24 protein-coding genes are annotated in these 23,124 nt (G+C 71.4%); 11 read left to right on the top strand and 13 right to left on the bottom strand.

Going from position 1 to position 23,124, the window contains the following annotated elements; genetic code table 11:
• The first annotated feature begins 55 nt into the window (after positions 1 to 55).
• The 4 genes from LH044_RS19640 to LH044_RS19625 all read left to right on the top strand — a co-directional run bounded on the left by LH044_RS19640 (position 56) and on the right by LH044_RS19625 (position 3,013).
• Positions 56 to 532 (top strand): hypothetical protein, encoded by a 477-nt coding sequence (locus tag LH044_RS19640; protein WP_227757335.1) that lies wholly within the window; start codon positions 56 to 58, stop codon positions 530 to 532.
• Positions 533 to 627: 95 nt separating this feature from the next.
• Positions 628 to 1,176: a WhiB family transcriptional regulator gene (locus tag LH044_RS19635; RefSeq protein ID WP_227757334.1), complete on the top strand. Its 549-nt coding sequence runs from the start codon at positions 628 to 630 to the stop codon at positions 1,174 to 1,176.
• Between the two features lie 68 nt (positions 1,177 to 1,244).
• On the top strand, positions 1,245 to 1,886 hold the full coding sequence (locus tag LH044_RS19630; protein ID WP_227757333.1) for a hypothetical protein: 642 nt from the start codon (positions 1,245 to 1,247) through the stop codon (positions 1,884 to 1,886).
• On the top strand, positions 1,883 to 3,013 hold the full coding sequence (locus tag LH044_RS19625; protein ID WP_227757332.1) for a helix-turn-helix domain-containing protein: 1,131 nt from the start codon (positions 1,883 to 1,885) through the stop codon (positions 3,011 to 3,013). The genes LH044_RS19630 and LH044_RS19625 overlap by 4 nt, the downstream gene beginning before the upstream one ends.
• A 100-nt stretch (positions 3,014 to 3,113) precedes the next feature.
• Here LH044_RS19625 and LH044_RS19620 read toward each other — a convergent pair whose 3' ends face one another.
• From LH044_RS19620 to LH044_RS19610, 3 genes are all read right to left on the bottom strand, one after another.
• Positions 3,114 to 3,290, bottom strand: coding sequence for a hypothetical protein (locus LH044_RS19620; RefSeq protein ID WP_227757331.1), 177 nt, complete (start codon positions 3,288 to 3,290; stop codon positions 3,114 to 3,116).
• 277 nt (positions 3,291 to 3,567) lie between these two features.
• Entirely contained in the window at positions 3,568 to 3,807 is a 240-nt protein-coding gene (locus tag LH044_RS19615; protein WP_227757330.1) for a hypothetical protein, read from the bottom strand.
• Positions 3,808 to 3,980: 173 nt separating this feature from the next.
• Positions 3,981 to 4,181, bottom strand: a complete 201-nt coding sequence (locus tag LH044_RS19610; protein WP_227757329.1) for a helix-turn-helix domain-containing protein — start codon at positions 4,179 to 4,181, stop codon at positions 3,981 to 3,983.
• A 120-nt stretch (positions 4,182 to 4,301) separates the two neighbouring features.
• On the opposite strand from LH044_RS19610, the gene LH044_RS19605 reads away from it, so the two are divergent.
• Positions 4,302 to 5,264: a hypothetical protein gene (locus LH044_RS19605; protein ID WP_227757328.1), complete on the top strand. Its 963-nt coding sequence runs from the start codon at positions 4,302 to 4,304 to the stop codon at positions 5,262 to 5,264.
• Positions 5,265 to 5,379: 115 nt separating this feature from the next.
• Here LH044_RS19605 and LH044_RS19600 read toward each other — a convergent pair whose 3' ends face one another.
• Complete coding sequence (locus tag LH044_RS19600) at positions 5,380 to 5,613, bottom strand: hypothetical protein (protein ID WP_227757327.1); 234 nt, start codon at positions 5,611 to 5,613, stop codon at positions 5,380 to 5,382.
• Between the two features lie 452 nt (positions 5,614 to 6,065).
• A complete protein-coding gene (locus LH044_RS19595) occupies positions 6,066 to 6,848 on the bottom strand; it encodes an SDR family oxidoreductase (protein WP_374210645.1) in 783 nt (260 codons plus the stop codon).
• A gap of 121 nt (positions 6,849 to 6,969) precedes the next feature.
• Between LH044_RS19595 and LH044_RS19590 the strand changes: the two genes are divergently transcribed.
• Positions 6,970 to 8,520 carry an alpha-L-fucosidase gene (locus LH044_RS19590; protein ID WP_227757325.1) on the top strand — a complete coding sequence of 517 codons (1,551 nt, stop codon included), beginning with the start codon at positions 6,970 to 6,972 and terminating at the stop codon, positions 8,518 to 8,520.
• A gap of 9 nt (positions 8,521 to 8,529) precedes the next feature.
• Here the strand turns inward: LH044_RS19590 and LH044_RS19585 are convergent, their stop codons facing one another.
• A complete protein-coding gene (locus LH044_RS19585; RefSeq protein ID WP_227757324.1) occupies positions 8,530 to 10,155 on the bottom strand; it encodes a hydantoinase B/oxoprolinase family protein in 1,626 nt (541 codons plus the stop codon).
• A complete protein-coding gene (locus LH044_RS19580) occupies positions 10,152 to 11,987 on the bottom strand; it encodes a hydantoinase/oxoprolinase family protein (RefSeq protein WP_227757323.1) in 1,836 nt (611 codons plus the stop codon). The genes LH044_RS19585 and LH044_RS19580 overlap by 4 nt, the downstream gene beginning before the upstream one ends.
• 54 nt (positions 11,988 to 12,041) lie before the next feature.
• Here LH044_RS19580 and LH044_RS19575 point away from each other — a divergent pair, with 54 nt between their 5' ends.
• Positions 12,042 to 12,590, top strand: a complete 549-nt coding sequence (locus LH044_RS19575; RefSeq protein WP_227757322.1) for a J domain-containing protein — start codon at positions 12,042 to 12,044, stop codon at positions 12,588 to 12,590.
• 6 nt (positions 12,591 to 12,596) lie between these two features.
• Here LH044_RS19575 and LH044_RS19570 read toward each other — a convergent pair whose 3' ends face one another.
• Positions 12,597 to 13,634: a ribonuclease H family protein gene (locus tag LH044_RS19570; protein WP_227757321.1), complete on the bottom strand. Its 1,038-nt coding sequence runs from the start codon at positions 13,632 to 13,634 to the stop codon at positions 12,597 to 12,599.
• A gap of 78 nt (positions 13,635 to 13,712) precedes the next feature.
• Between LH044_RS19570 and aceE the strand changes: the two genes are divergently transcribed.
• Positions 13,713 to 16,451: a pyruvate dehydrogenase (acetyl-transferring), homodimeric type gene (gene aceE, locus LH044_RS19565; RefSeq protein ID WP_374210509.1), complete on the top strand. Its 2,739-nt coding sequence runs from the start codon at positions 13,713 to 13,715 to the stop codon at positions 16,449 to 16,451.
• 14 nt (positions 16,452 to 16,465) lie between these two features.
• Here aceE and LH044_RS19560 read toward each other — a convergent pair whose 3' ends face one another.
• The gene (locus LH044_RS19560) at positions 16,466 to 16,699 is read right to left on the bottom strand and encodes a hypothetical protein (protein ID WP_227757320.1); all 234 of its coding nucleotides are present in this window, start codon (positions 16,697 to 16,699) and stop codon (positions 16,466 to 16,468) included.
• Positions 16,700 to 16,842: 143 nt separating this feature from the next.
• On the opposite strand from LH044_RS19560, the gene LH044_RS19555 reads away from it, so the two are divergent.
• Positions 16,843 to 17,433, top strand: coding sequence for an HhH-GPD-type base excision DNA repair protein (locus LH044_RS19555; protein ID WP_227757319.1), 591 nt, complete (start codon positions 16,843 to 16,845; stop codon positions 17,431 to 17,433).
• An 18-nt stretch (positions 17,434 to 17,451) separates the two neighbouring features.
• On the opposite strand, the gene LH044_RS19550 is transcribed toward LH044_RS19555, so the two are convergent.
• The 4 genes from LH044_RS19550 to LH044_RS19535 all read right to left on the bottom strand — a co-directional run bounded on the left by LH044_RS19550 (position 17,452) and on the right by LH044_RS19535 (position 20,269).
• Positions 17,452 to 18,294 (bottom strand): alpha/beta hydrolase, encoded by an 843-nt coding sequence (locus LH044_RS19550; protein WP_227757318.1) that lies wholly within the window; start codon positions 18,292 to 18,294, stop codon positions 17,452 to 17,454.
• Positions 18,295 to 18,307: 13 nt separating this feature from the next.
• The gene (locus LH044_RS19545; RefSeq protein WP_227757317.1) at positions 18,308 to 18,526 is read right to left on the bottom strand and encodes a hypothetical protein; all 219 of its coding nucleotides are present in this window, start codon (positions 18,524 to 18,526) and stop codon (positions 18,308 to 18,310) included.
• Positions 18,527 to 18,669: 143 nt separating this feature from the next.
• Positions 18,670 to 19,113, bottom strand: coding sequence for a hypothetical protein (locus LH044_RS19540; protein WP_227757316.1), 444 nt, complete (start codon positions 19,111 to 19,113; stop codon positions 18,670 to 18,672).
• Positions 19,114 to 19,153: 40 nt separating this feature from the next.
• Complete coding sequence (locus tag LH044_RS19535) at positions 19,154 to 20,269, bottom strand: acyl-CoA dehydrogenase family protein (protein ID WP_227757315.1); 1,116 nt, start codon at positions 20,267 to 20,269, stop codon at positions 19,154 to 19,156.
• Between the two features lie 184 nt (positions 20,270 to 20,453).
• Here LH044_RS19535 and LH044_RS19530 point away from each other — a divergent pair, with 184 nt between their 5' ends.
• Complete coding sequence (locus LH044_RS19530) at positions 20,454 to 20,972, top strand: FAD synthase family protein (RefSeq protein ID WP_227757314.1); 519 nt, start codon at positions 20,454 to 20,456, stop codon at positions 20,970 to 20,972.
• Between the two features lie 280 nt (positions 20,973 to 21,252).
• On the top strand, positions 21,253 to 23,124 hold the full coding sequence (locus tag LH044_RS19525; RefSeq protein ID WP_227757313.1) for a right-handed parallel beta-helix repeat-containing protein: 1,872 nt from the start codon (positions 21,253 to 21,255) through the stop codon (positions 23,122 to 23,124).

The following is a 23,124-nucleotide window of genomic DNA, read 5'->3' as shown; positions in this document are numbered from 1 at the left end:
CCCGGGCGCAGCTGACACTGCCCCGGGCCTGGACGAGACCCCAGGAGGTCCCGACATGAACGAAGGTACCGACTCCACCCCGGCGGTGCGCACGGCCCCCGTGGCGCCGCCCTTCCTCGACCTGAGCTCGTTCGCGAGCCCGGCCGAGATCGCGAAGGCCGTCGAGCTGACCAACTGGCTGCACCAGCTGCGACGGGAGGTGTTCGACAACAGCCCGAGCCTGGCAGAGGCCAAGGAGCTCCTCCGGACACTGGACGTGCGCCTGCACGACAGCGAGCTCACCGAGGACTACGACTTCGGGTTCGACCCCAGCAAGCACCCCGAGGCGGTGAAGCAGGGCAGCGTCGCCGACGGCGTCTACGACATCCTCTCGATGTTCACCGGCTTCTCGGGCCTGTTCGACGCCTTCGAGGACCTCGCCGATGCGTTGGCTCCGGACGCGATCCTGCGGGATCTCATCGCTGAGCGCCATCGGCGGTACCTCGAGAAGCAGCAGAAGGCGGCGCCGGAGACCGTGCACGTCACCGACTGATCCGTCGTCAGATTCGGCCCACGGCCCCGGGCTTCGATCCGGGGCCGTGCCGCGCTCCGCGCAACTGTCGGGTTGCGGTTCTACAGTCTGTTGACGTGAAAGGCCTCCATGCTCTGCTGGCCGGCGGTGAGGCCGTCGACCGCGACCGGGACGAGCAGGTGCAGCACGTGGCCGAAGCGCTCGCGGTGCTGCTCGAGGAGATCGGACCGGAGCCCGAGTGGCAGCAGCGGGCAGCGTGCCGCGGCCAGACCAAGGTCATGTTCCCGGAGCGTGGCCAGGACATCCGACCGGCGAAGGCTCTGTGCGCGTCCTGTCCGGTGCACGCCGAGTGTGAGGCCTGGGGCGCCGCTGCGGGCTCGGCGCAGGGCGGGTTCGTCGCCGGTCGAGGTAAGCGATCCCGGCGTGGCCAGAAGCGGGTCGTGACCGTCGACTCGACACTGGTCGGCGACGTGCCGGCGAACGACGCCCCGCCCAACCCGGACGGGACGTGCCTCTGCTGCCGGCGGGTCGGGTTCGGCGCCTTCCGGATCAAGGCCGGGTTCTGCGCGGCGTGCTACCAGGCGTGGCGGCGGTACAAGGCGGAGGGCCACGTGCTCGACCGGGCGGCGTTCATCGCCGAGCGTCGCCTGCAGCTCGTCCGGTGAGCGCCCGCTCCCCGGCCCCCGCCGTCAAATGCTTGCCTCGGTGTGTCTTAGGCGCCCATAATATTTGGATGCAGTACACACCCGAGGACCTGCGGGCCCGCGTCGAGCCGTTCCTGGACGTCCTCCGTGACGGCGTCGAGGAAGGGTGGTCCCACGTCCCGAAGGTGCAGAAGCTCCTTCGCGTGGATCCGAACCCATGGTCGGACGCAGACGTAGTCCGCCGGGTGGCTCGAGACCGACTGCTCCGAGCGATCGCCGACGAGAGCAACGTCGGGTGGACCATGGATGAGACGGTTCCGAACTCGGGCATCCACCTGCTCACGCCCGACAGCACCGTCAGGGTCGCTCGGGGCACCATCGACCGGGTTCCTTGCCCCGGCAAGAGCAAGGCGAAGGCCGCGTTCTACGCCCAGGACGACCTGTTCGCGCAGCTCTCCTTCGAGGACCTCGACCTTGGGTTCGAGACTCGACAGATGCTGAACCTGCTCGTGCTCTGGTCCGTGGACGACTTCGACGCTGCGACGTTCACGATCGCGGTCCCGAAAGGACCGTGGCGCTACGGAGCGCAGCCGCGCCTCTTGGCCTCTTTGACCATCAGCCCCGATGAGCCGACGGGGAGGTTCGAGACCGAGGACGACGACGGGCGGGACCTCGTGGCGCGGGTGGATCGCGAGGCCGAAGCCGATCCCGAACCGGGCGCCGCAGGATGAGTGGCGCCCGGATCCGTCAGGTCCGGGAGCTGCTGAACCTCACGCAGGCAGACCTCCGGGACCTCAGCGGCGTCTCGCAGCCCACGATCTCGAGCATCGAGTCTGGTCACACGGCACGACTCGATGATCTCGAGGCGATCTCGGCGGCCACTGGCTTCGGCGTCGACTTCCTGGTGACCGAACCTCACGCAGAGTTCCCCGCAGGGACGATCCTCTACCGCAAGACATCCCGGGCCTCGAAGCGAGACGACCGGAGGTGCATCCGTCGGCTCGAGATCACGGCCGAGCTCGTTCGGGTCGCCCGGTCATTGGCGCCGATCCGACTCCCGCGTCTGACGCTGCAGCCGGCACAGGATGGTCCTCCCAACGTCGAGCGTCTCGCTGACCGAACTCGGGAGGCTCTGCACCTTCCACCGCTCGGGCCGGTCCGCAACCTCGTGCGTGCGATCGAGCGCGGCGGAGTGCTGGTCGTTGGGCTGCCGCTCGAGATTCCTGACCAGGTCAAGGGCGCGGGGGTACGCCACCACCATGGCATCTCCGTGTGGCCTGACTTCGACGAGCCGCCCGTCATCGGGTTCTCGACCACCGATCCAGGCGATCGCCAACGACACACCCTCGCCCATGAGCTCGGCCACCTCGTGATGCACGGCGGTGGCGGACCATCCAGTCCTGACCGTGACTTCGAGCGGGAGGCGAGTGAGTTCGCCGCCGCGTTGCTCATGCCGAAGCGTGATGCCGCGGCCGCGTTTGGCCATGGCGCCGTCACGCTGCGCCGGCTCGTCGATCTCAAGGAGACGTGGGGAGTCTCGATCGCCGGTCTCATCATGCGAGCCCACCAGATCGGGGCGATCGACGACGACCGGAGAACCTCCTTGTTCAAGCAGCTGTCAGCCCGACGGTGGCGGCAGCAAGAGCCGGTCACCGTCCCGCGAGAACAGCCGGTGCTGTTCCTACGCGTGCTCGAGGGCGTGTACGGCGAACCGGTCAACTGGGTGGCTGCCAGCAAGGAGCTGCAGGTCCCCCCGATCCTTCTCCGGGAACTGGCGTGCGTTCCCGTCGACGCCGATGATCGAGAAGACGACGAGCAGCCCGCAGGGCAGCTCCTGCGACTCTTCCCAGGAGCCTGATCGCTCCCCAGCCACATCCGTCAGGTGTCGGGAGGGCGATGCCTCGGCAGCGGGCGGAGTGGCCGGAGCTGGTCGGCGATCGATCGGCTGCTCGATTCGCTCAGAAGCTGAGCGTGAACTGGCTCGTGTGGCCCTGGTAGATGAACACGGCGTGCTTGAGGACGTCACGGCCGATCAGCGCCTGGATGTGTTGGCCCTGCAGAGGAGCCTCGACGACCGTGATGTCGAGGTACCCCTGCGGGAGCGTCAACTGCACCGCGTACTGCGGACATGACACGTTCTGCGATGAGGGTGTGTTGATCAGGATCGACCCGACTGGGTGGAGCCCCAAGTTCGACAACAGGCCCTGCTGCACACAGGTTCCGGACGCTCCCGTGTCGATCATCGCCGAGGCGGACACTGGTGGCGGCACCTGACCGCCCCCAGCGAGCAAGGCATCGCGAGCAGTCTTGATGAGCCCGAACTGGACGTCGACAAGCGGACCTTCGACCTCGAGGTCGGGGCTCTCCGCGCTGAATGCAGGCACTGGGTTTGTACCGTTAGAGGAGCGCGGATCAGATCTCGACGAGACCCGAGAGGAAGTTCAGCGGGCGCTCGGTTGCAAGCACCTGCTTCACCAGGAACGGCACGTTGCCGAACCGTCGGTAGCCCTCGTTGATCGCGTCGCTCTCGGTGTCGTACGACCCGACAAGCTGGTCCTCGTGAATGAGCACGTACTTCTCGGGCGACGTCGAGAGGAGCTCCTGATGGAGCTCCTGGAACCGCTTGAGCTCTCGCTCCAGCTGCTCAGCCATGGCGTCCGAACCTTCCAGCGTGGTCATCCCTGCGGTCGTCCCTTCCCTCCGCCGGTTCAGCGATGTTCGCGCACGAGAACACGGGTTCAACCGTGTAATTCGCGCAATGTCGCTTGCCGATGTTGTCAGCCTACGGTCCGCGGCACCAAAAGTCGCGCGACCGCACTCCCGTTTCACAGGTTGTTCACCAACGCGCCAGGCGGGATTCTGCACGCCTCGACGAACGCCTCGACCTCGTGGCGCTGCAGCCGGATGACTCGACCGATCCGGTACGCCGGGAGCTCGCCGCGGTCGATGAACCCGTACAGGGTGCGCGGTGTGATGCCGAGATAGGTCGACGCTTCGGCGCTGGTCATCCACTCGGGTTCGCCCATGTGTCCGAGGGTGCCACCCGTGGGACAGACGTGGCCGACGCCCGGAAAGATCGCCTCAGGTATCGGCGCGCGTCGGTACGCACCTACGCTTCCGGCGACATCGGACTTGGGAGGGACGGGATGCTGCAGCGTGTGCTGCGCGCGACAACAGCGATGATGCTCGTGACCTTGTGCGCCGGCTGCTTCCTGCAGCAACCGCCGAGTCCCGCGCCATCGTCGACGACGTCGCCCGTCGCCACCGCAGGCCAGCCGGCGCCGTCGAGCATCGCGACGACCACGACCGCGACGACGACCACGACGCCTGCCACGTCAGATCCACCTGATGACGGCAACGGCGCCCTCACCCCGTTCGAGCAAGACCTGGTCGTGGCCTTCCTCGGTGCGCTGGTCGGCGGGCTCGTGGCCCTGGTCATCGCTCAGATCGCGAGCAACCGGACCCGACAGGATGTCCAGACGCAGCTCGACCTCGCACGTGATCATCGCGAAGCCGAGTGGGTACGCGATGCGGCGTCGCAGGCGCTCAGCGCCGCGCAGGACTATCGGTCGACCCTCGACCGACTCTGGGCGACCACTTCGGATCAGCGCAGCGAGTGGTTCGACCTACAGTCGCGATGGACGACACTGCAGGACGAGATTCCAGTACTCCAAGTGGCCGCCGAGAGCGCACAGGCAGAGCACGAGCAGTTCCGCCATGACCACGGCCATGTGCTGCAGAACCTAGAGCTGGCAGCTAACAGCGCTCATCGCGATCTCGACAGGGCGCTCGTTGAACAATCCAGGTGCATCGCCCTGCAGGCCGAAATCGAGCGCGGGATAGGGATGCAGCACCTAGAGCAGGTTTCGGCATCCGTATCGGGTTGGGTCGAGGCCAAGGCCTTGGCGGAAGTCCAAGCACCGTCACTGGGGCCTGCGCTCATCCCAGTCGAAACTCACATCGGGATCGTTCAGGCCGCTGTCCTCGACCCTCGCGAAGCGCACGACTACGCCCAGCGGACAATCCACCTGAATGAGGCCTTCACCGCAATGCTTGCTGAGGCAGGCCGCCAGGTACGCAGCTTGCTCGGTACCGAGAACTCGGCGTAGCCCTCCAGCGGCCATCGTCGCCGGCTGATGTGGGACGCGGCAGCCGTCGGCTTCTCAGCCACGTGTGCCCCCCTTCAGTTGACGGGTCGCGCTGGGGTGGCCCGGCGCAGACAGTTCAGAACGCCCTCGCCATCTCGCGCTTCGTCTCACGGACCAGCAGGTACGGCACCCGCTCGGGATCCGGTGAGACGATGTCGCCGAACTGCATCGTGACGCCGTCGGCGCCAGCCGCCGGCGCGTCCACCGGGTACGGCACGGGCAGCGGGGTCTGCATCGCCGGCACGCCGCCACGCTCGAGCTCGTTGAAGAAGTCCACGCCGAGGCGGTCGACGGTCGCGGTCGTGCTCACGAACTCACCCGGCTGAGCGAGCAGGCGGACCGAGTCACCGAGCCCCTTCGTCCCGGGCACCAGGCGGCGCCGCGCATCCACGATGCCGCCATGCGCCATCGGCGTCCACGTGTTGCCGTCCTTGCCAGGAGGGTACGGGCCGCGCTCGTTGCGGAGCTCGCCCTACCCATGTTGACTTCGCGAGCGGGGAACAGAAGCTCTACATCGCCGACCCGAGTGCTTTCGCTCGGATGGAACTGAAGTGGCCAATGCAGGTCGCAAAGGGTTCTCCGCCGAAACCGATCTCGACGTGGTCGACGGAGCAGTTGACGGCATGGCTCGACGACCACCCAGATGAAGAACCGATTCCGTGATGTGTCACGGTCGTGTCATGGGCAATCCGGCTCGGGACGCGCAAGAGCCCCGGACCCTTGCAGGACAAGGGATCCGGGGCTCTCGTCGTCAGGACGTGATCACTTCGGCTGCATGCGCATGCCGGAGTCGATGCGCACGGACTCGCCGTTGATGTAGCTGTTGCGCAGGAGCTCGAGGGCGAGCGACGCGTACTCGGACGCCTTGCCGAGCCGCTTGGGGAACAGCGTGCCGGCGCCCAGCTTCTCCTTGAACTGGTCGGCGGCCTCGCCCTGGCCGTAGATCGGCGTGTCGATGAGGCCCGGGATGATCGTGTTGACCCGGATGCCGACGGCGGCGAGGTCGCGGGCGACGGTCAGCGTCATGCCGACGACGCCGGCCTTCGAGGCGGAGTACGAGGCCTGGCCGATCTGGCCCTCGACGGCGGCCACCGAAGCGGTGTTGACGATCGCGCCGCGCTCGCCGTCCTCGTTGGGCTCGTTCTGCGACATGGCGGTGGCGGCCAGGCGGCAGACGTTGAACGTGCCGACCAGGTTGATCTCGATGACCTTGCGGAAGATCTCGAGGTCGTGGGCCGACTCGTACGTGCCGTCGCGACCGATCGTCCGGGTCGCCCAACCGATGCCGGCCGAGTTCACGGCGGCGCGGAGCGGGCCGAGCTCCTTGGCGGCGTCGACGGCCGCGATGACCTGGTCGGTGTTCGTGACGTCGCACTCGGCGAAGGCGCCGCCGACCTCGTCGGCGAGGGCCTTGCCCTTCTCGGCCTGGCGGTCCAGGTCGAGGATGACGACCTTGGCGCCGGCGTCGGCCAGGGCACGCACCGTGGCCTCCCCAAGGCCCGAGGCGCCACCGGTGACGAGTGCAGATGCTCCGTTGAGTTCCAGCATGCGGCGCACTGTATTGACCGGGCGGTCAAGAGCGCCAGACGGCGGTCCGGGCCCGACGGGCGACCGCCTGAGCGGGCCGGACCTTCATCACCGGCTCGTCGCTGCCGACGGTTCCCCCATGACGAGCAGCGCAGCGGACCTGTCCACCAGCACGGCCGAGGCGGCCTCCCCGGCGACCGGCGCGTCGGGCCGGTACGAACCCACCTGGGAGTCGTTGTCCACCCACACCGTCCCCGCCTGGTACGACGACGCCAAGCTCGGCGTGATCCTCCACTGGGGCCTCTACTCGGTCCCCGGTTGGGCACCCCAGGTCGCGAACATCCAGGACCTGCTGCGCGAGGAGGGGCCCGTCGGCATGCTGCGGTCCAACCCGTACGCCGAGTGGTACCGCAACACGATGCAGCTCGACGGCAGCCCGACACAGCGCCACCACCACGAGACCTACGGCGATGCGCCGTACGACGACTTCATCACCGCGTTCGACGAGGGGTCGCTCGACGCCGACCTCGACGGTCTGGCGGGTGTCTGCCAGGACGCCGGGGCCCGCTACGTCGTGTTCACGACCAAGCACCACGAGGGCTTCACGCTGTGGCCGTCGCAGCAGCGCCACCCCGTGAAGGGGGCGTACCGGGCCCAGCGCGACATCGTCGGCGACCTCACCGCAGCGGTGCGCGGGCGCGGCATGAAGATGGGCCTCTACTACTCCGGCGGCTACGACTGGCCCTGGAACGACGCCGTGATCGCCAAGGCCGCCGACACGTCGCTCGCGACCCCGGCCGACCCGGCCTACAACGCCTACGCCACGGCCCACATCCGCGAGCTCGTCGACCGCTACGCGCCGTCGGTGCTCTGGAACGACGTGTGCTGGCCCGCCGGCGGCGACCTCGCCGCGCTGTTCGCGCACTACTACAACACCGTCGACGACGGCGTCATCAACGACCGCTGGCTCCAGCCCAGCGGCCCCCGCAACCGTGTCAGCGACGCCGTCGCGACCGGCATCGGCGATCTGCTCCAGGCCACGTGGCAGCACCTCCCCGACCACTGGAAGTCGCTGACGTTCCCCGCCGCCCACCACTTCGACTTCAACACCCCCGAGTACTCCACCTTCGACGAGATCCGCGAGAAGAAGTGGGAGTCGACCCGGGGCGTCGGCCACTCGTTCGGGGCCAACCGCAACGAGCGACCGCAGGACATCGTCACGACCACGGAGCTCGTGCGCATGCTGTGCGACGTCGTGTCGAAGAACGGCAACCTGCTCATCGGCGCCGGGCCCGGCCCCGACGGCCGCATCCCCGACGAGCAGGTCGCGCCGCTGCGCGGGCTCGGCGAGTGGATGTCGGTCAACGGCGAGGCGATCTACGGCACCCGCCCGTGGACCGTCCCGTCCACCACCACGACCGAGGGGACCGAGGTGCGCTTCACGCGGCACGGGGAGGACGACGGGACGGTGTACGCGCTGCTGGTCGACGCGCCGGGTCGGCGCACGTTCTCGCTGCGGGACGTCGACGCCGCCGGCGTGACGGGCCTGCGCCTGCTCGGCCTCGACGAGCCGATCGAGTGGACGATCGTGGACGGTGCCCTGCAGGTCACGTTGCCCGACCGCCTGCCGGTCGCGGCCGCCCACGCCCTGGAGCTGACCGGCAGCCCGCGCTCGGCCGCCGCCTGCTGATCCGGCCGCTCAGCGCCCCGACGCCCGCAGCGGCGGCGCGCCCCACCCGCCGCCGCCCGGCGTGCGCATGCGCAGCACGTCACCGGCTCGCAGGCGGATCGTGCACTTGTCGCCCAGCCGCTCGGCGCGGTCCTCGTCACCGCCGGGCAGCAACCAGTTCTCCCCGCACGCGCCGGGCTCGCCGCCGGCGAGGCCCCACGGCCGCGACACCCGCCGCTCGGTGATCAGGCTCACGGTCACGTCCTCGAGCACCTCGAGCTCGCGCTCGATGCCGTCGCCGCCGGGCGCCGCACCGTCGCCGCCGCTCGGCCACAGGCGGACCGCCCGGACCCGCATTCCGTAGCTCCGCTCCAGCGCCTCGACCGGTGTGTTGCGGGTGTTCGTCATGCCGGTGTGGATGCCGCTCATGCCGGGGAGCGGCCGTGCGCCGATCTGCCCGGGCGCCGGCGGGCGCCCGCCCTGCCCGCCGCCGACCGTCTCGTAGTACACCCACGGCTCGCCGGCGCCCGACGGTCCGGCGCCGGAGCTGCCGACGAGCAGGTTGTTCATCGTGCCCTGCGACGCAGCCGGGACACGCTCCGGCATCGCCCCGGCCAGCGCCCGGAGGCAGACGTCGACGATCCGCTGGCTCACCTCGACGTTGCCCGCCCCGACCGCGGCGGGGAACCGTGCGGCGACGAGCGAGCCCTCCGGCGCGACCACCTCGACCGGCCGCATGACGCCGGCGTTGGCCGGGAGGGTCGGGTCGAGGACGGACCGCAGGACGAACGCCACGGCCGAGACCGTCACCGCCCGCACCGCGTTGGTGTTGCCCGCTCGCTGGTCGTCGGTGCCGGTGAAGTCGAACCGGATGGCCGGACCCTCGCCCGACCGGTCCCCCTCGCCGTCGCCGATCGTCACGCGGCAGGCGACGGTGGCCGGGCGCTGCTGGTCCGCAGCGGGGCCGGTGGAGTCGAGGACGTCGGTCGCCGCCCAGGACCCCTGCGGCGCCGCGGCCAGCGCAGCCCGACAGCGGCGCTCGCCGTGGGCGAGCACCTCCTCGAACGGCGCGCCCGCGAACCGGGCGAGGCGGCGGACGCCGACGACGTTGGCGCCGACCTGCGCGTCGAGGTCGCCGGCGCGCTCCCACGGGGTGCGCGAGGCCGACAGGAGCAGCTCCCGGACCTCCGCGGTCAGCAGCACCGGCGGGATCCGGAGGCCCTCCTGGTGGATCTCGGTGGCGTCGGCCGGCAGCGAGCCGGGCGCGGCGCCACCCACGTCCGCGTGGTGCGCGCGGTTGGCGACCCAGCCGACCAGCCGGCCGTCCACGTGGCAGGGCGCCACGACGGTCACGTCGTTGAGGTGGGTGCCGCCGCGGTAGGGGTCGTTCACGATCGCCTGGTCGCCGGGGCCGAGCCGATCACCGAGCTCCTCGATCACCGCGGCGACCGACGCCGGCATCGACCCGAGGTGCACGGGGATGTGCTCGGCCTGGGCCAGCAGCGAGCCGTCGGCCGAGAACACCGCGGCGGAGCAGTCGGCGCGCTCCTTGATGTTCGGGCTGAAGGCGCTGCGCTGGAGGACCGCGCCGACCTCCTCGGCGACGCCGCCCAACCCGGCGATGAGGACCTGCAGCTGCGACGGCGAGAGGCTCATCCGGCCGTCCCCGGCGTCGCGGCGTCCCGCCTGAGCAGGAGCGACCCCAGCGGTCCGCCCTCGCCGCGCCAGCCCTCGGGCACCCAGATCGTGCAGTCCTCGCGCACGACCACCTGCGGGCCGACGACCGGCTCGGTCCACCGACCCTCCCAGCTCGCGAGGACCTCGTCGATGCGGGCGGGCGCCGGCGTCTCCACGACGGCGCGCAGCGCGACGACCTCGATCGGGTCCCCCGGACGCTCCTCGCCGTTGCGTCGCCGGTGCTCCGCCGGGAAGTCGGCGACGCTGGGGACGCGCAGCTCGTGGCTCTGACCCCGGTAGCGGCAGTCGACCGCGGTGGCGACGGTCGCGTCGGGGACGTCGACGAGGGCGAGGGCCTCGGCCGCGAGTGCGGCGAGGGCGTCGTCGAGGCCGGCCAGGTCGGTCCCGCCGGGCCACGAGCGCACGAGCTCGCGCCGGCCGGGCGCCGTCAGCAACCCGACCGCCGACAGCACGCCTGCTGCGGCGGGCACGATCACCGTGGGCGTCCCGAGCGCGTCGGCCAGCTCGCACGCGTGCAGCGGGCCGGCACCGCCGAACGCCACCAGCGCCAACCCGGCCGGGTCGACCCCCTGCTCCACCGACACGGCCCGCAGGGCGCGCTCCATGCCGGCGTTCACGACGTCGATCACCCCGGCGGCGTCGACGCCGGCCGCGTCGAGCGCGCCGCGCGACGCCTCGACGTCGAGCTCGCCCAGCGCACCGAAGCTCGACCCCGCGGGGATCCGTCCGGCGACGAGGTCGGCGTCGGTCACCGTCGGGCGGGTGCCGCCGTGGCCGTAGCAGGCCGGCCCGGGCCGGGCTCCGGCCGACGCCGGGCCGACCACCAGCGCGCCGCCCTCGTCGAGCCGGGCGATCGACCCGCCGCCGGCGCCGATGGTGTGGATCGCCAGCGCCGGGGCCCGGACGGGCAGCCCGGCGACGCGCTGCTCGGCCGCCGGCTGCGGCGCGCCGTCCCGGATCAGGCACACGTCGGTGCTCGTGCCGCCCATGTCGAAGCTGACGGCGTCGTCGAAGCCGCACGCCCGCGCCACCGCCGCCGCGGCGCGGGCCCCGCCGGCCGGGCCGGACAGCAGGAGCAGGACGGGCAGGGCCGACGCAGTGTCGAGATCGACCGACCCGCCCGCAGACGTCATGACGACGACCTCGTCGGGGACGGTGCCGTCGGCCCCGCCCCCCGCCAGGCCGGCCAGGTACGGACCGCACACCGGTCGGAGGTACGCGTTGAGGACCGTGGTGACCGTCCGCTCGTACTCCCGGAACTCGGGGGCGACGCGGTGCGACGCGCTGACGTCGTGGCCGGAGGCGGCCAGCCGGTCGGCGACGGCCACCTCGTGCGCAGGGTGGCGATCTGCGTGCAGCAGGCACACCGCCACGGCCTCGACGCCGTCGGGCACCGCCGGCAACCGGTCCAGCGCCACCTCGGTGAGCACCGTGCCGTCGGCCGCCACCCGCTCCGGGACCTCGAGGCGGTCGGCCCGGTCCACCAGGGATGGCGGCCGGTCGGCCCAGGGGTCGTAGAGCGACGGCCGGTCCTGGCGTGCGATCTCGATCACGTCGGCGAACCCCTCGGTCGTCACGAGGGCCACCCGGGCGCCCCGGCGCTCGAGCAGCGCATTGGTCGCCACCGTCGTGCCGTGCGCCAGCAACGCCACGCCGTCGGGGGCCATCCGGGCCGCCCCGGTGCGCACGGCCTCACCCGGGTCGTGGGGTGTGGACGGAACCTTCAGTGTGCGCCCGTCCGTGCCGACGACATCGGTGAAGGTTCCGCCGCTGTCGGCTCCGATCCGCACGGCCGAACGGTAGCCAGGCATCGGTAGCGACACGGAGACGGACCACCCGAGGCGATGCGTACCACCGACCACGACGACCCCGAAGGCGACCGCACCCGTCCCGTCGCGCGCGGCGTGCCGGGCGGCGCGACCCGACTGCCGCGCCTGCGCGCCGACGGCCACGGCCTCGAGGGCGCAGGGGACGGCCCGTCGGTCGAGATGGTCGGCGGTGGCTTCGTCGAGGACGAGCTGACGCGGGCCCGCCGGTCGCGCCTCGCCCGCGAGCGCTCAGACTCCCCCGGGCAGCAGCAGGCCGCCGAGCCCGTCGAGCTGCGCTTCGCCGACTACTCGCCGATGGAGTCGCTGTTCGAGCCGCTGCCCAGCGCGCCCACCGGGGCGTCGGGGCCGACGTTCGACCTCGAGGACGCGCCGACCCGCGTCCTCGGCGTGGAGGACGACGCCGACTGGAACACCATCCGCGCCGCGCACCGCAAGCTGCTGGCCAAGCTCCACCCGGACCGGTTCGTGACCGCCGACGAGCGGACCCGGCAGGACGCGGCCGACAAGCTCGCCGCCATCAACGTGGCGTACCACGAGCTCGAGCGCACGCGCCGGGCGGTCTGAGCCCGGTCAGGGCTCGGAGGCCCGGTACTCCCAGAGCTCCTCGCCGACGGCGTCGCCGTAGCGCGTGACCGCGAGCTCGGCATCGGGGTCCTCGCCGTCGGTGACGACGATCGCCGCGTCCGCGACCTTGCGGAGCCAGCCGTCGCGCCGCAGCAGCGACGCCCGGCGGCCCTCCAGGTCGGCGGGCCGCTTCCGCTCCAACGTCACCACGCGATCGGCGGCGTCGAGCAGGCGCTGGAACGCGGCCTGTGCCACCTCGGGGCGACCGGCGACGGGGTCGGGGTACGGCAGGACCGCGACGTAGGGCACTCCGGCCGCCGTGGCGGCCCTGGCCCCGACCTCCTCCGCCCCCTGCCGCAGTCCCGTCAGCACCACCACGTCGGGGTGGAGCTCTCGCTGCGCGGCGAGGATCTCCGACAACGGGGCGACGAGGTGGTCACCGGCGAGAGCCGGCTCGCGGAGACCCGCCACCACGAGACGCCAGCCGTCGGGCACGCGCGGGTCCGACGCGGGCGCCGCAGCCGGTGCCGTCGCTCCCGATCCGGAACCCGACGCGCCCGTCCGGCCGGGCCGGTCCACCTGGTCGAGCAGCTCGGCCGGCGGTCGCCCCTCGCCCGAGCCCTCGCGCCCGTACGAGGCCGCCACCGCGAGCCGGTCGACGAGGTCGTTCATCGGGTCGCCGCCGTGGCCCTTCACCCACTCCATCGAGAAGTCGGGCCGGTCGCGGAAGACCTCGACCAGCGGCTCCCACAGGTCGCGGTTCGCCACCGGCTTCTTCTGCGAGTTCTTCCACCCCTTCGCCAACCAGCTCCGCCACCACGAGTCGCGCCAGCAGTTGACGACGTAGGTCGAATCGGAGACCACGACGAGCGGGCCGTCGACGGCGCGGGTGAGCTCGAGCACCGCCCGGATCTCCATCCGCTGGTTGGTCGTGTCGGGGTCGTGGCCGGACGCCCAGCGACCGCCCTCGATCGCCCAGGCCCACCCACCGGGACCTGGGTTCCCGCGGCAGGCGCCATCGGTGTACGCACGGGTGCTGGACACGGCGCCCGACCCTACGCGGCCAGGACCACCCCGACGCGGTCCGTAGGCTGGCCGCGACGCCCCCCAGGAGGTCAGACGGTGATCATCGATGGGTTCGCCCACCAACTCCCCGACATCGACCCGGCCGAGACGGAGGAGTGGCTGGACTCGCTCGAGGCGGTGGTCGACCAGCGGGGATCGGCCCGGGCCCAGTACCTGATGGCTCGGTTGCTCCAGCGCGCGAGGGCGCTGTCGATCGGCACCCCGGCGTCGGTGAGCACGCCGTACGTGAACACGATCCCCGTCACCCAGGAGCCGTGGTTCCCCGGCAACGAGGACCTGGAGCGGCGCATCCGCCGCCACATCCGGTGGAACGCAGCGGCGATGGTCATCCGGGCGAACAAGCACGCCGACGGCATCGGCGGCCACCTGTCCACGTACGCGAGCTCGGCCGCGCTCTACGAGGTCGGCTTCAACCACTTCTTCCGTGGGCGCGCCGGCGACCAGCCCGGCGACCACGTCTACATCCAGGGGCACGCCGCGCCGGGCGTCTACGCACGGGCGTTCCTCGAGGGCCGCCTGACCGAGCAGGACCTCGACCGGTTCCGCTTCGAGATCGACCTGCCCGGCCGCACCGGCCGAGGCCTGTCGTCGTACCCGCACCCGCGCCTGATGCCCGACTTCTGGGAGTACCCGACGGTGTCGATGGGCCTCGGCCCGATCCTGTCGATCTACCAGGCGCGGTTCAACAAGTACCTCGACAACCGCCGCATCGACGACGCCGCGGCCAGCCGGGTCTGGTGCTTCGTGGGCGACGGCGAGGTCGACGAGCCCGAGACGCTCGGCGCGATCTCGCTGGCGGCGCGCGAGCAGCTCGACAACCTGACCTGGGTCATCAACTGCAACCTCCAGCGCCTCGACGGACCGGTCCGCGGCAACGGCAAGGTCATCCAGGAGCTCGAGGCGATCTTCCGCGGCAGCGGCTGGAACGTCGTGAAGGTCGTCTGGGGCGGCCGCTGGGACGAGCTGCTCGCCCAGGACAAGGACGGCGTGCTGCTCAACAAGATGAACACCACCGTCGACGGCGAGTTCCAGCGCTACGCGATCGAGTCCGGCGACTACATCCGCGATCACTTCTTCGGGCCCGACCCCCGTCTCCGCCAGATGGTCGAGCACCTCTCCGACGAGGACCTCCAGAAGCTGCCCCGCGGCGGCCACGACTACCGCAAGCTCTACGCCGCCTACGCCGCCGCGGTCGACACCAAGGGCCTCCCGACCGTCGTGCTGGCCAAGACCGTCAAGGGCTGGACGCTGGGGCCCGGCGTCGAGGCCCGCAACGCGACGCACCAGATCAAGAAGATGTCGGCCGAGCAGCTCATGGGCCTGCGCGAGCGGCTGCAGCTCGACGACGTGATCGACGACGAGGCGCTGGCCGACGGCGTGCCGCCCTACATCCGCCCGCCCGAGGGCTCCGAGGAGCTCGAGTACCTGCACGGCCGCCGCGCCGTCCTCCACGGCTACGTGCCGGCGCGCGAGGTGCGCGTCCGGCGGCGCCTCGAGCGCCCGTCGTCGGGCCCCTTCGACGAGCTCATGACCGGCTCCGGCGGTCAAGCCGCGTCGACCACGACCGCGTTCACCCGCCTGCTCCGCAACCTGTGCCGCGACGGCGAGTTCGGCCGCCGGGTGGTGCCGATCATCCCCGACGAGGCCCGCACGTTCGGGATGGACGCCCTGTTCCGCGAGCTCAAGATCTACGCCTCGCAGGGCCAGCTGTACGAGCCGGTCGACCACGACCTCCTGCTCTCCTACAAGGAGTCCCACGACGGGCAGATCCTCGAGGAGGGCATCACCGAGGCGGGCGGGCTGGCGAGCTGGACCGCGGCGGCCACGTCCTACGCCCACCGCGGCGTGCCCATGGTCCCGTTCTTCACCTTCTACTCGATGTTCGGCTTCCAACGGGTGGGCGACCTCATCTGGGCTGCGGCCGACGCCCGGGCCCGGGGCTTCCTCCTCGGCGCCACCGCGGGCCGCACGACGCTGCTCGGCGAGGGCCTGCAGCACCAGGACGGCCACAGCCACGTGCTGTCGTCGACCGTGCCGGTGTGCCGCTCGTACGACCCGGCGTTCGCCTACGAGATGGCGACGATCGTCCGCGACGGCATCGATCGCATGTACCCCGAGGCCGGGGCCGAGCACGGCGAGGACGTCTTCTACTACCTGACCCTGTACAACGAGAACTACCCGATGCCGCCGATGCCCGACGCGCTGGTCGAGGGCGTCGACGTGTCCGAGGGGATCATCCAGGGCGTCTACCCGTGGGCCGCCGCCCCCGAGGCGTCGGGCGCACGGGCGACGATCCTGTTCTCCGGTCCGACGTGGGGCACGGCGGTCGAGGCGCAGGGACTGCTGGCCGAGCACTACGACGTCGGCGCCGAGCTGTGGTCGGCGACGAGCTACCAGCAGCTCCGCGACGAGGCGATGGCGACCGAGCGCTGGAACGGCCTGCACCCGACCGAGGTGCCGCGCGTGCCGAAGGTGACCGAGCTGCTCGGCCACTCGTCCGGGCCCATCGTCGCGGTCTCGGACTACATGCGGCTCGTGCCCGACCAGATCAGCCGGTGGGCGCCGCGGCGGTTCGCGTCGCTCGGCACCGACGGGTTCGGCCGCTCCGACACCCGGGAGGCGCTGCGGCGCTACTTCGAGACGGACGCCCCGCACCTGGCGGTGGCGGTGCTGGGCCAGCTGTGCGGCGAGGGCACGGTCCCGGCGTCGACCGTGGCCGACGCGATCTCACGGTTCGGCGTCGATCCCGACCTGCCGGTGCCCTGGCACGGCTGAGCGGCGGCCGGGCCTCAGATCCAGTGCTGGGTGACGGCGAGCACGCCGACGCCGGCCCCGATCGCGAGCACGAGCAGCAGCATGGCGACCACGGCGACGGGGATGCCCGTGGAGTGGCCGACGCCGACGCGGGCGTCGTCCACGATCGCCACGTTGTCCCTGACCACGATGATCCTCGGTCGATGGCAGACGCCGCACTCGATCGCGTCGTCTCGCATGAGGAAGTGGCAGTGGGGACAGCTCTCCACGGATCTCGCTCCTGGTCGTCGTGACGGTTGAGCCTTCGGTGCCTGGGTGAGCCACCTTGAACACATCGGTCCGTCCGGCACGGGCGATCGGGCCGTACGACCCGGCCGGGAGACCGATCGACCCATCCCCTACGCTCCTCGCCATGACGGGTCCAGCGATCCCCATCACCGGTGACGAGGCGGCCGATCGCCTGCTCGAGGAGGACCCGCTGGCCCTGCTCGTCGGCATGCTCCTCGACCAGCAGGTGCCGATGGAGTGGGCCTTCCGCGGTCCGGCCACCCTCAAGGAGCGCCTCGGCGGCTCGCTCGACGCCACGTCGATCGCGGCGATGACCGAGGACGACTTCGTCGCGGTGTGCTGCGAGAAGCCGGCGATCCACCGGTTCCCCGCCGCGATGGGCCGGCGCATCCACTCGCTCTGCCTGGACCTCGTCGCCCACCACGGCGGCGATGCGTCGAAGCTCTGGGCCGACGACCCGACCGGGCCGGTGCTCTACGCCCGGCTCCGGGAGCTGCCCGGCTACGGCGACGAGAAGACGCGGATCTTCATGGCGATCCTGGCCAAGCGGCTCGGCATCCGCCCCGAGGGCTGGGAGGAGGTCGCCGCCCCCTTCTCGGACGAGCAGCCGCGATCTGTGGCCGACGTCGACTCCGAGGAGAACCTCGGCCGGGTCCGCGAGTGGAAGAAGATGATGAAGGCGGCCAAGAAGGCCAAGTCCGACCCCGTCGACTGACCGCCCGACCGCACGCGGTCAGGAACCGGCGACGACGTCGGAGATGTGCTGGCGCGACAGCCAGCCGAGCAGCACCGCCACCGCCCGTGGGTCGTGGCGCAGCTCGTGACCGGCGCCGTTGATCACGCGCAGCTCGGCCCGACCGTGCGCCGCGGCGATGGCCCGGCCGTCCTCGAGCGGGGTCAGGTCGTCGCTGTCGCCGTGCACGACGAGCAGCGGCCTCGGCGCCAGCTCGCGGGCGGCGGCGACCGGCCGCACCTCGCGCAGCTCGGCGGACCACCGGTCGAACGCCGGAGGGAAGTCGAGGTCCCGGATCACGCCGACCTGGCGGGCGTGCAGGAGCAGCCGGCGCGGGTGGCGGGCCCAGTCGTCGAAGTCGCCCGGCGCCGCCAGGGTGGCCACGCCCCGGACCGCCGGGTTCCGGGCGCCCTCGCACAGCGCGAGCGAACCCCCGGTCCCGGTGCCGCACACCCAGACGCCCGTGACGCCGAGCTCGGCGACGTGGTCGACCGCGGCGTGGACGTCGTCCAGCCAGCCCTGGAGCGAGAAGTCGCCCTCGGCCCCGCCGCAGCCGCGGAAGTTCATCGTCAGGACGACCCAGCCGAGCTCCGACGCGATCCGCTCGGCGAGCTCCGGGAACGACTTGCCGGACTGCTGGCTCTCCCGGCCCCGTGTGGGGAACCCGTGGCACAGCACGAGGCCCGGGGCGTCGTGGGCCGCGACCAGCGGCTCGGCGAGGTGGCCGCTCAGGACGAGGTCGCCCGAGCGGAACGAGTAGTCCATGACCGGGGGGCCCGCGGCCTCCGACCCGTTGGCGCCCTCGGGCCCCCGGGTGTCGGCGTCGCGGGCCTGGTCGGTCACGGATCCCTGCGCCTCAGGCGTCGCTGAGGTGCTTCTGCTTCCCGTAGAGGTGGTAGCCGCGGTTGCGGGCCTCGGCCAGGGTGTCCGGCGCGAAGCACAGGTACGTCTCGGCCGCCATCAGCTCCTCGATGAGGTGCTCGTCCTCGGGGCCGAGGCCGTCGACGTCGTAGACCACCTGGTTGCGCTTGTCGCCCACGTACCGGTGGTGCTCGAACTTGCCGGGACGGTCCATTCGTCGCTGCTCTCTCTCGTCGTGGGACCCGCTCGTCGGGGCACCCGATCGTAGGGGCTCGGGCCAGGTTCCCCCGCTCCCGGACGCTCAGTCCAGTTCCCCCGCTCCCGGACGCTCAGTCCAGTTCCCCCGCTCCCGGACGCTCAGTCCAGGTCGTCGGGGCCCGAGACCCGGGGCCCGATGGCCCCGATCGCCTCGTAGTAGCGCTCCTCGACGTCGAGCACGGTGACGACGTCGGCGTCCGCGATGTCGAGGCCCTGCTCCTCGAGCCGGCCGAGCACCCAGGCCACCGGCTCGTCGTCGGGCACGACGACCAGCGCGTCACCGATGTCGTCGGCCGTCCGGTCGGACGCCACGCCCTTCGACGCGAGGTAGTCGCAGTGCGCGAGCAGGACGGCGCGCACGTCGTCGTAGCTCAGCTCGGCGGTCAGGTCGTCGGGCAGCCGGTCGGCCACGAAGTCGACGGCCTCCTCGAGGTCGTAGACGCTGCGGCGCGGCCGCGTCGCCAGGCTGCCCGTCACCCCGCCGATCGTGACGGCGGCGATGACGAAGCAGACCAGGGCGGCGAGGACGATCCAGATCCACACGGCGGTGCGGCCCCGGGCGGGGACCCGGCCCCGGAGGGGCTCAGATCCCGATGCGCTGGGCGAGGAGCTCGCGGTGGTACGTCGGGTCGCCGAAGAGCAGCTCGGAGCTCTTGGCCCGCTTGAAGTACAGGTGCGCCGGGTGCTCCCAGGTGAAGCCGATGCCGCCGTGGATCTGGATGTTCTCGGCAGCGGCGTGGAAGTACGCCTCGGAGCAGTAGGCCTTCGCGAGCGAGGCCACCGACGGCAGCTCGTCGTTCAGCTCGGACGCGCACCAGCCGGCGTAGTAGGCGGCCGACTTGGCCGACTCGACCTCGAGCAGCATGTCGGCGCACTTGTGCTTGATCGCCTGGAACGAGCCGATCGGGCGGCCGAACTGCACGCGGTCCTTGGCGTACTGCACCGCGGACTCGAGGACCTCCTGCGATCCGCCGACCTGCTCTGCGGCCAGCGCGACGGCGGCGAGGTCGAGGACGGTGGAGAGCACGTCCCAGCCGCCGCCGTCGGTGCCGATGAGCGTGCCGGGCACGTCCGCGTACTCGAGGCGGGCCTGCTTGCGGGTCTGGTCCATGGTCGACAGGGCGGTGCGGGTGAGGCCGGGGGCGTCGCCGGCGACGGCGAAGAGGCTCACGCCCGCGTCGGTGCGGGCCGCCGTGATGATCAGGTCCGCGGTGTGGCCGTCGAGCACGTAGAGCTTCGTGCCGTCGATCTTCCAGGTGTCGCCGTCCGCCGTCGCGGTGGCGGTCACGGCCGACTCGTCCCACTTGCCGTTGGGCTCGGTGTAGGCGAGCGTCGCCACCGTCTCGCCCGAGGCGATCCCCGGCAGGTGCGCCTTCTTGGCGTCCTCGTCACCGGAGTGGATGAGGGTCTGGCCGGCGAGCACGACGGTCGAGAAGTAGGGGGCGCACAGCAGGCGGCGACCCATCTCCTCGAGCACGACGATCAGCTCCACGAAGCTGTAGCCCGAGCCGCCGTACTCCTCGGGGATCACCAGGCCCTGCAGGCCCATCTGCTCGGCCATCTGGGTCCACACCGCGGTGTCGTAGCCCGACTCGGTGTCCATCAGCTCGCGGACGGTCGGCTCGTCGGACTTGGCGCTGAGGAAGTCCCGGACGACCTTGCGGAGCTCTTCCTGCTCCTCGCTGAATGCGAAGTTCACTGCTATCCCCCTGGGTGCGTGGGCGTTCGTCGTTGCGGCGGAGGTTCTACACCGACCCGACGCCGGCCGCACGCCATCTCATGTCCACATGTGTACATCGAGCGTCCGTGACGCCCGCCGCACCCTGTAGGGATCGCCGAGGGGCGCCGATATCGTTCGAGGGGAGCCGAGAGGGAGCGCCCCGATGTCAGAACCCACCGCCGACACCGACCTGCCGGGAGCCGACGGGCCCGGACTGCTCCGGCCCGGCCCCGACGGCAACGGCTCCCGCCCTCGGACCGGGAGGGTGGGCTACGCCCCGGGCGTCTACGACCTGTTCCACGTCGGGCACCTCAACATGCTGCGCAACGCCTCGCAGTTCTGCGACTACCTGATCGCCGGCGTGGTGAGCGACGAGATGGCGCAGCGGAACAAGGGCAACCGGCCCGTCGTGCCGCTCGACGAGCGCCTGGAGATCGTCGGCAGCATCCGCTGGGTCGACGAGGCGGTCGCCGAGGACGTGCCGCACAAGCTCGAGATGTGGGAGCGCCTCCGCTTCGACGTCATCGTCAAGGGCGACGACTGGAAGGGCACCGACAAGGGCGACAAGTTGGAGTCCGACTTCGCGGCCCACGGGGTCGAGGTCGCCTACGTGCCCTACACCCAGCGGACGTCGAGCTCCATGCTCCGCCGCATCCTCGAGCGCGAGCTCGAGGGCTCCTGACCGGGCAACCTGAGATCACCCTCCAACACGCTGGGTGGTTCTCCCCGTTCCGCCGCGGACCATGCGCGTCCGGGCATCGAGCCTCTCAGCCACGGTCCGTCACAGAGCTGTCATGGTTGCACCCTTGTGATTCGTGGCAAACATGTTTCATCCGCAACACAACCGCAACATCCTCGGATAGGCTGCCCCGAGTTGGGGGATCGAGAGATCGACGCTCAACCTCTGCCGGTGATGGGTCGATGGACCCAGAAGCCGGGTCCGCCCCAAGGGAGAGCTCCAGTTGCAGCACCGCACCCAGATCGTCACGTTGGCCTTCGCCGTCACCCTCCTCGCCGCGGCGTGCTCCGGCACGCCGACGTCGAACGTGAGCGGCAGGACGTCGACCACGACCACGGTCGCCGGTCGCCCCTCGGCGACGACGACCACCACGGCCGCCACCCGTCCGGTCACCCCGGCCCCGTCCCCCGCCCCCTCGGCGCCGAGCCAGGTCGTCGGCGTCGGCACCACGCTCGGCTCGACGAACTACCCGGTGCCCGCCGGGGCGCTCGTCGTGGCCACCAACGGCAGCGACAGCAACCCCGGCACCGCCGCGGCGCCGCTGCGCAGCCTCGGCCGGGCCGTCGCCGTGGCGCCCTCGGGCGCCACGATCGTCGTCCGCGCCGGGAGCTACCACGAGTCGGTCACGATCCCGTCGGGCAAGGCCCTGACCGTGCAGAACTGGCCGGCTGAGGCCGTCTGGTTCGACGGCAGCGAGCCCATCAGCGGCTTGGTCGCCGACGGCGCCCGCTGGCGCAAGGACGGCTGGACCGCCAGGTTCGACCACTCCCCCACCTACACCCGGGGCGCGGCCGACAGCTCGCAGGCCGCCTGGGGCTTCGTCAACGCCAGCTTCCCGATGGCCGCCCACCCCGACCAGGTGTGGATCGACGGCCAGGCCCAGGCCCAGGTGGCGTCGGTCGCGCAGGTCGGCGCCGGCAGCTTCTACAAGGACGACGCCGGCAACCGCCTCTACCTCGGCACGAACCCCGCCGGCCGCGACGTGCGCGGCGCCACGCTCGTGAAGGCGCTGTCCATCCGCGGCGCCGGCTCGACGGTCCGGGGCCTCGGCTTCCGCCGCTACAGCCCGTCGGTGCCCGACATGGGCGCCATCACCGCCGAGGCGCCCAACATCACGCTCGAGCACCTCGTCGTGACCGACATGGCGACGACCGGCGTGAGCGTCCTCGCCAGCGGCGGCACGCTGCGCAACCTCGACGTGTCGCGCTGCGGCATGCTCGGCATCCACGCCAACTACGCCGACGGCATCAAGGCCCTCGGGGTGATCGCCCAGCGCAACAACACCGAGCGGTTCAACAGCGCCCCGGTGTCGGGTGGCTTCAAGGTGACCCGCACCCGCGGCGTCACCGTCGCCAAGAGCGTGTTCCGCGACAACCAGGGTCCGGGCTTCTGGGCCGACGAGTCGGTCTACGACGTCAAGGTCACCGGTTCCGACATGATCGGCAACAGCGGGCACGGCACCTCGATCGAGCTGTCCGCCAAGGCGCTCTTCGCCGACAACGTCGTGTCGGGCAACGGGGGCAACGGCATCAAGGTCAACGACACGTCGGACGTGACGCTGGTGAACAACACGTTCGTCGGCAACAACCGGCCGGTGAACATCGTCCAGGACAACCGCCGGGCCGCCGACCGCTCGACGCCGGGCCATGATCCCCGCCAGCCGTTCCCGGACCCGACCATGACCTGGATCAACGGCCCGGTGCTCGTGCAGGGCAACGTGATCTCGGCGCCGAGCGCCGGCAACTGCCTGCTCTGCGTGGAGGACTACTCCAAGCAGTTCACGGCCGAGCAGCTCAGGATCTCGGCCACCGGCAACGCCTACCACCGGACGGTCGCCAGCTCGCCGTCGTGGCTGATCGTGTGGTCCCGGGGCGCGACGAACCCGGCGACGTTCAACGACCTCTCGACGTTCCAGGCCGGCACCGGTCAGGAGGCCGCCGGGCGCATGACGACCGGCACCGCCCTCACAGATGCGGCCGGCAAGGCCACCGCGACCGGCACGCAGCTCGCCTCGTCGGCGCCGCCGCTGCCCGCATCGGTCGCGACGGTGATCGGGCAGAGCACCGGCGTCCGCCAGTACGGCGCCTTCCGCTGA

It is taken from the genome of Dermatobacter hominis (genome assembly GCF_020715685.1).
GTDB lineage: Bacteria > Actinomycetota > Acidimicrobiia > Acidimicrobiales > Microtrichaceae > Dermatobacter > Dermatobacter hominis.
The sequence above is the reverse complement of the archived record's forward strand: the minus strand, read 5'-3'. Positions and strand labels throughout refer to the sequence as shown.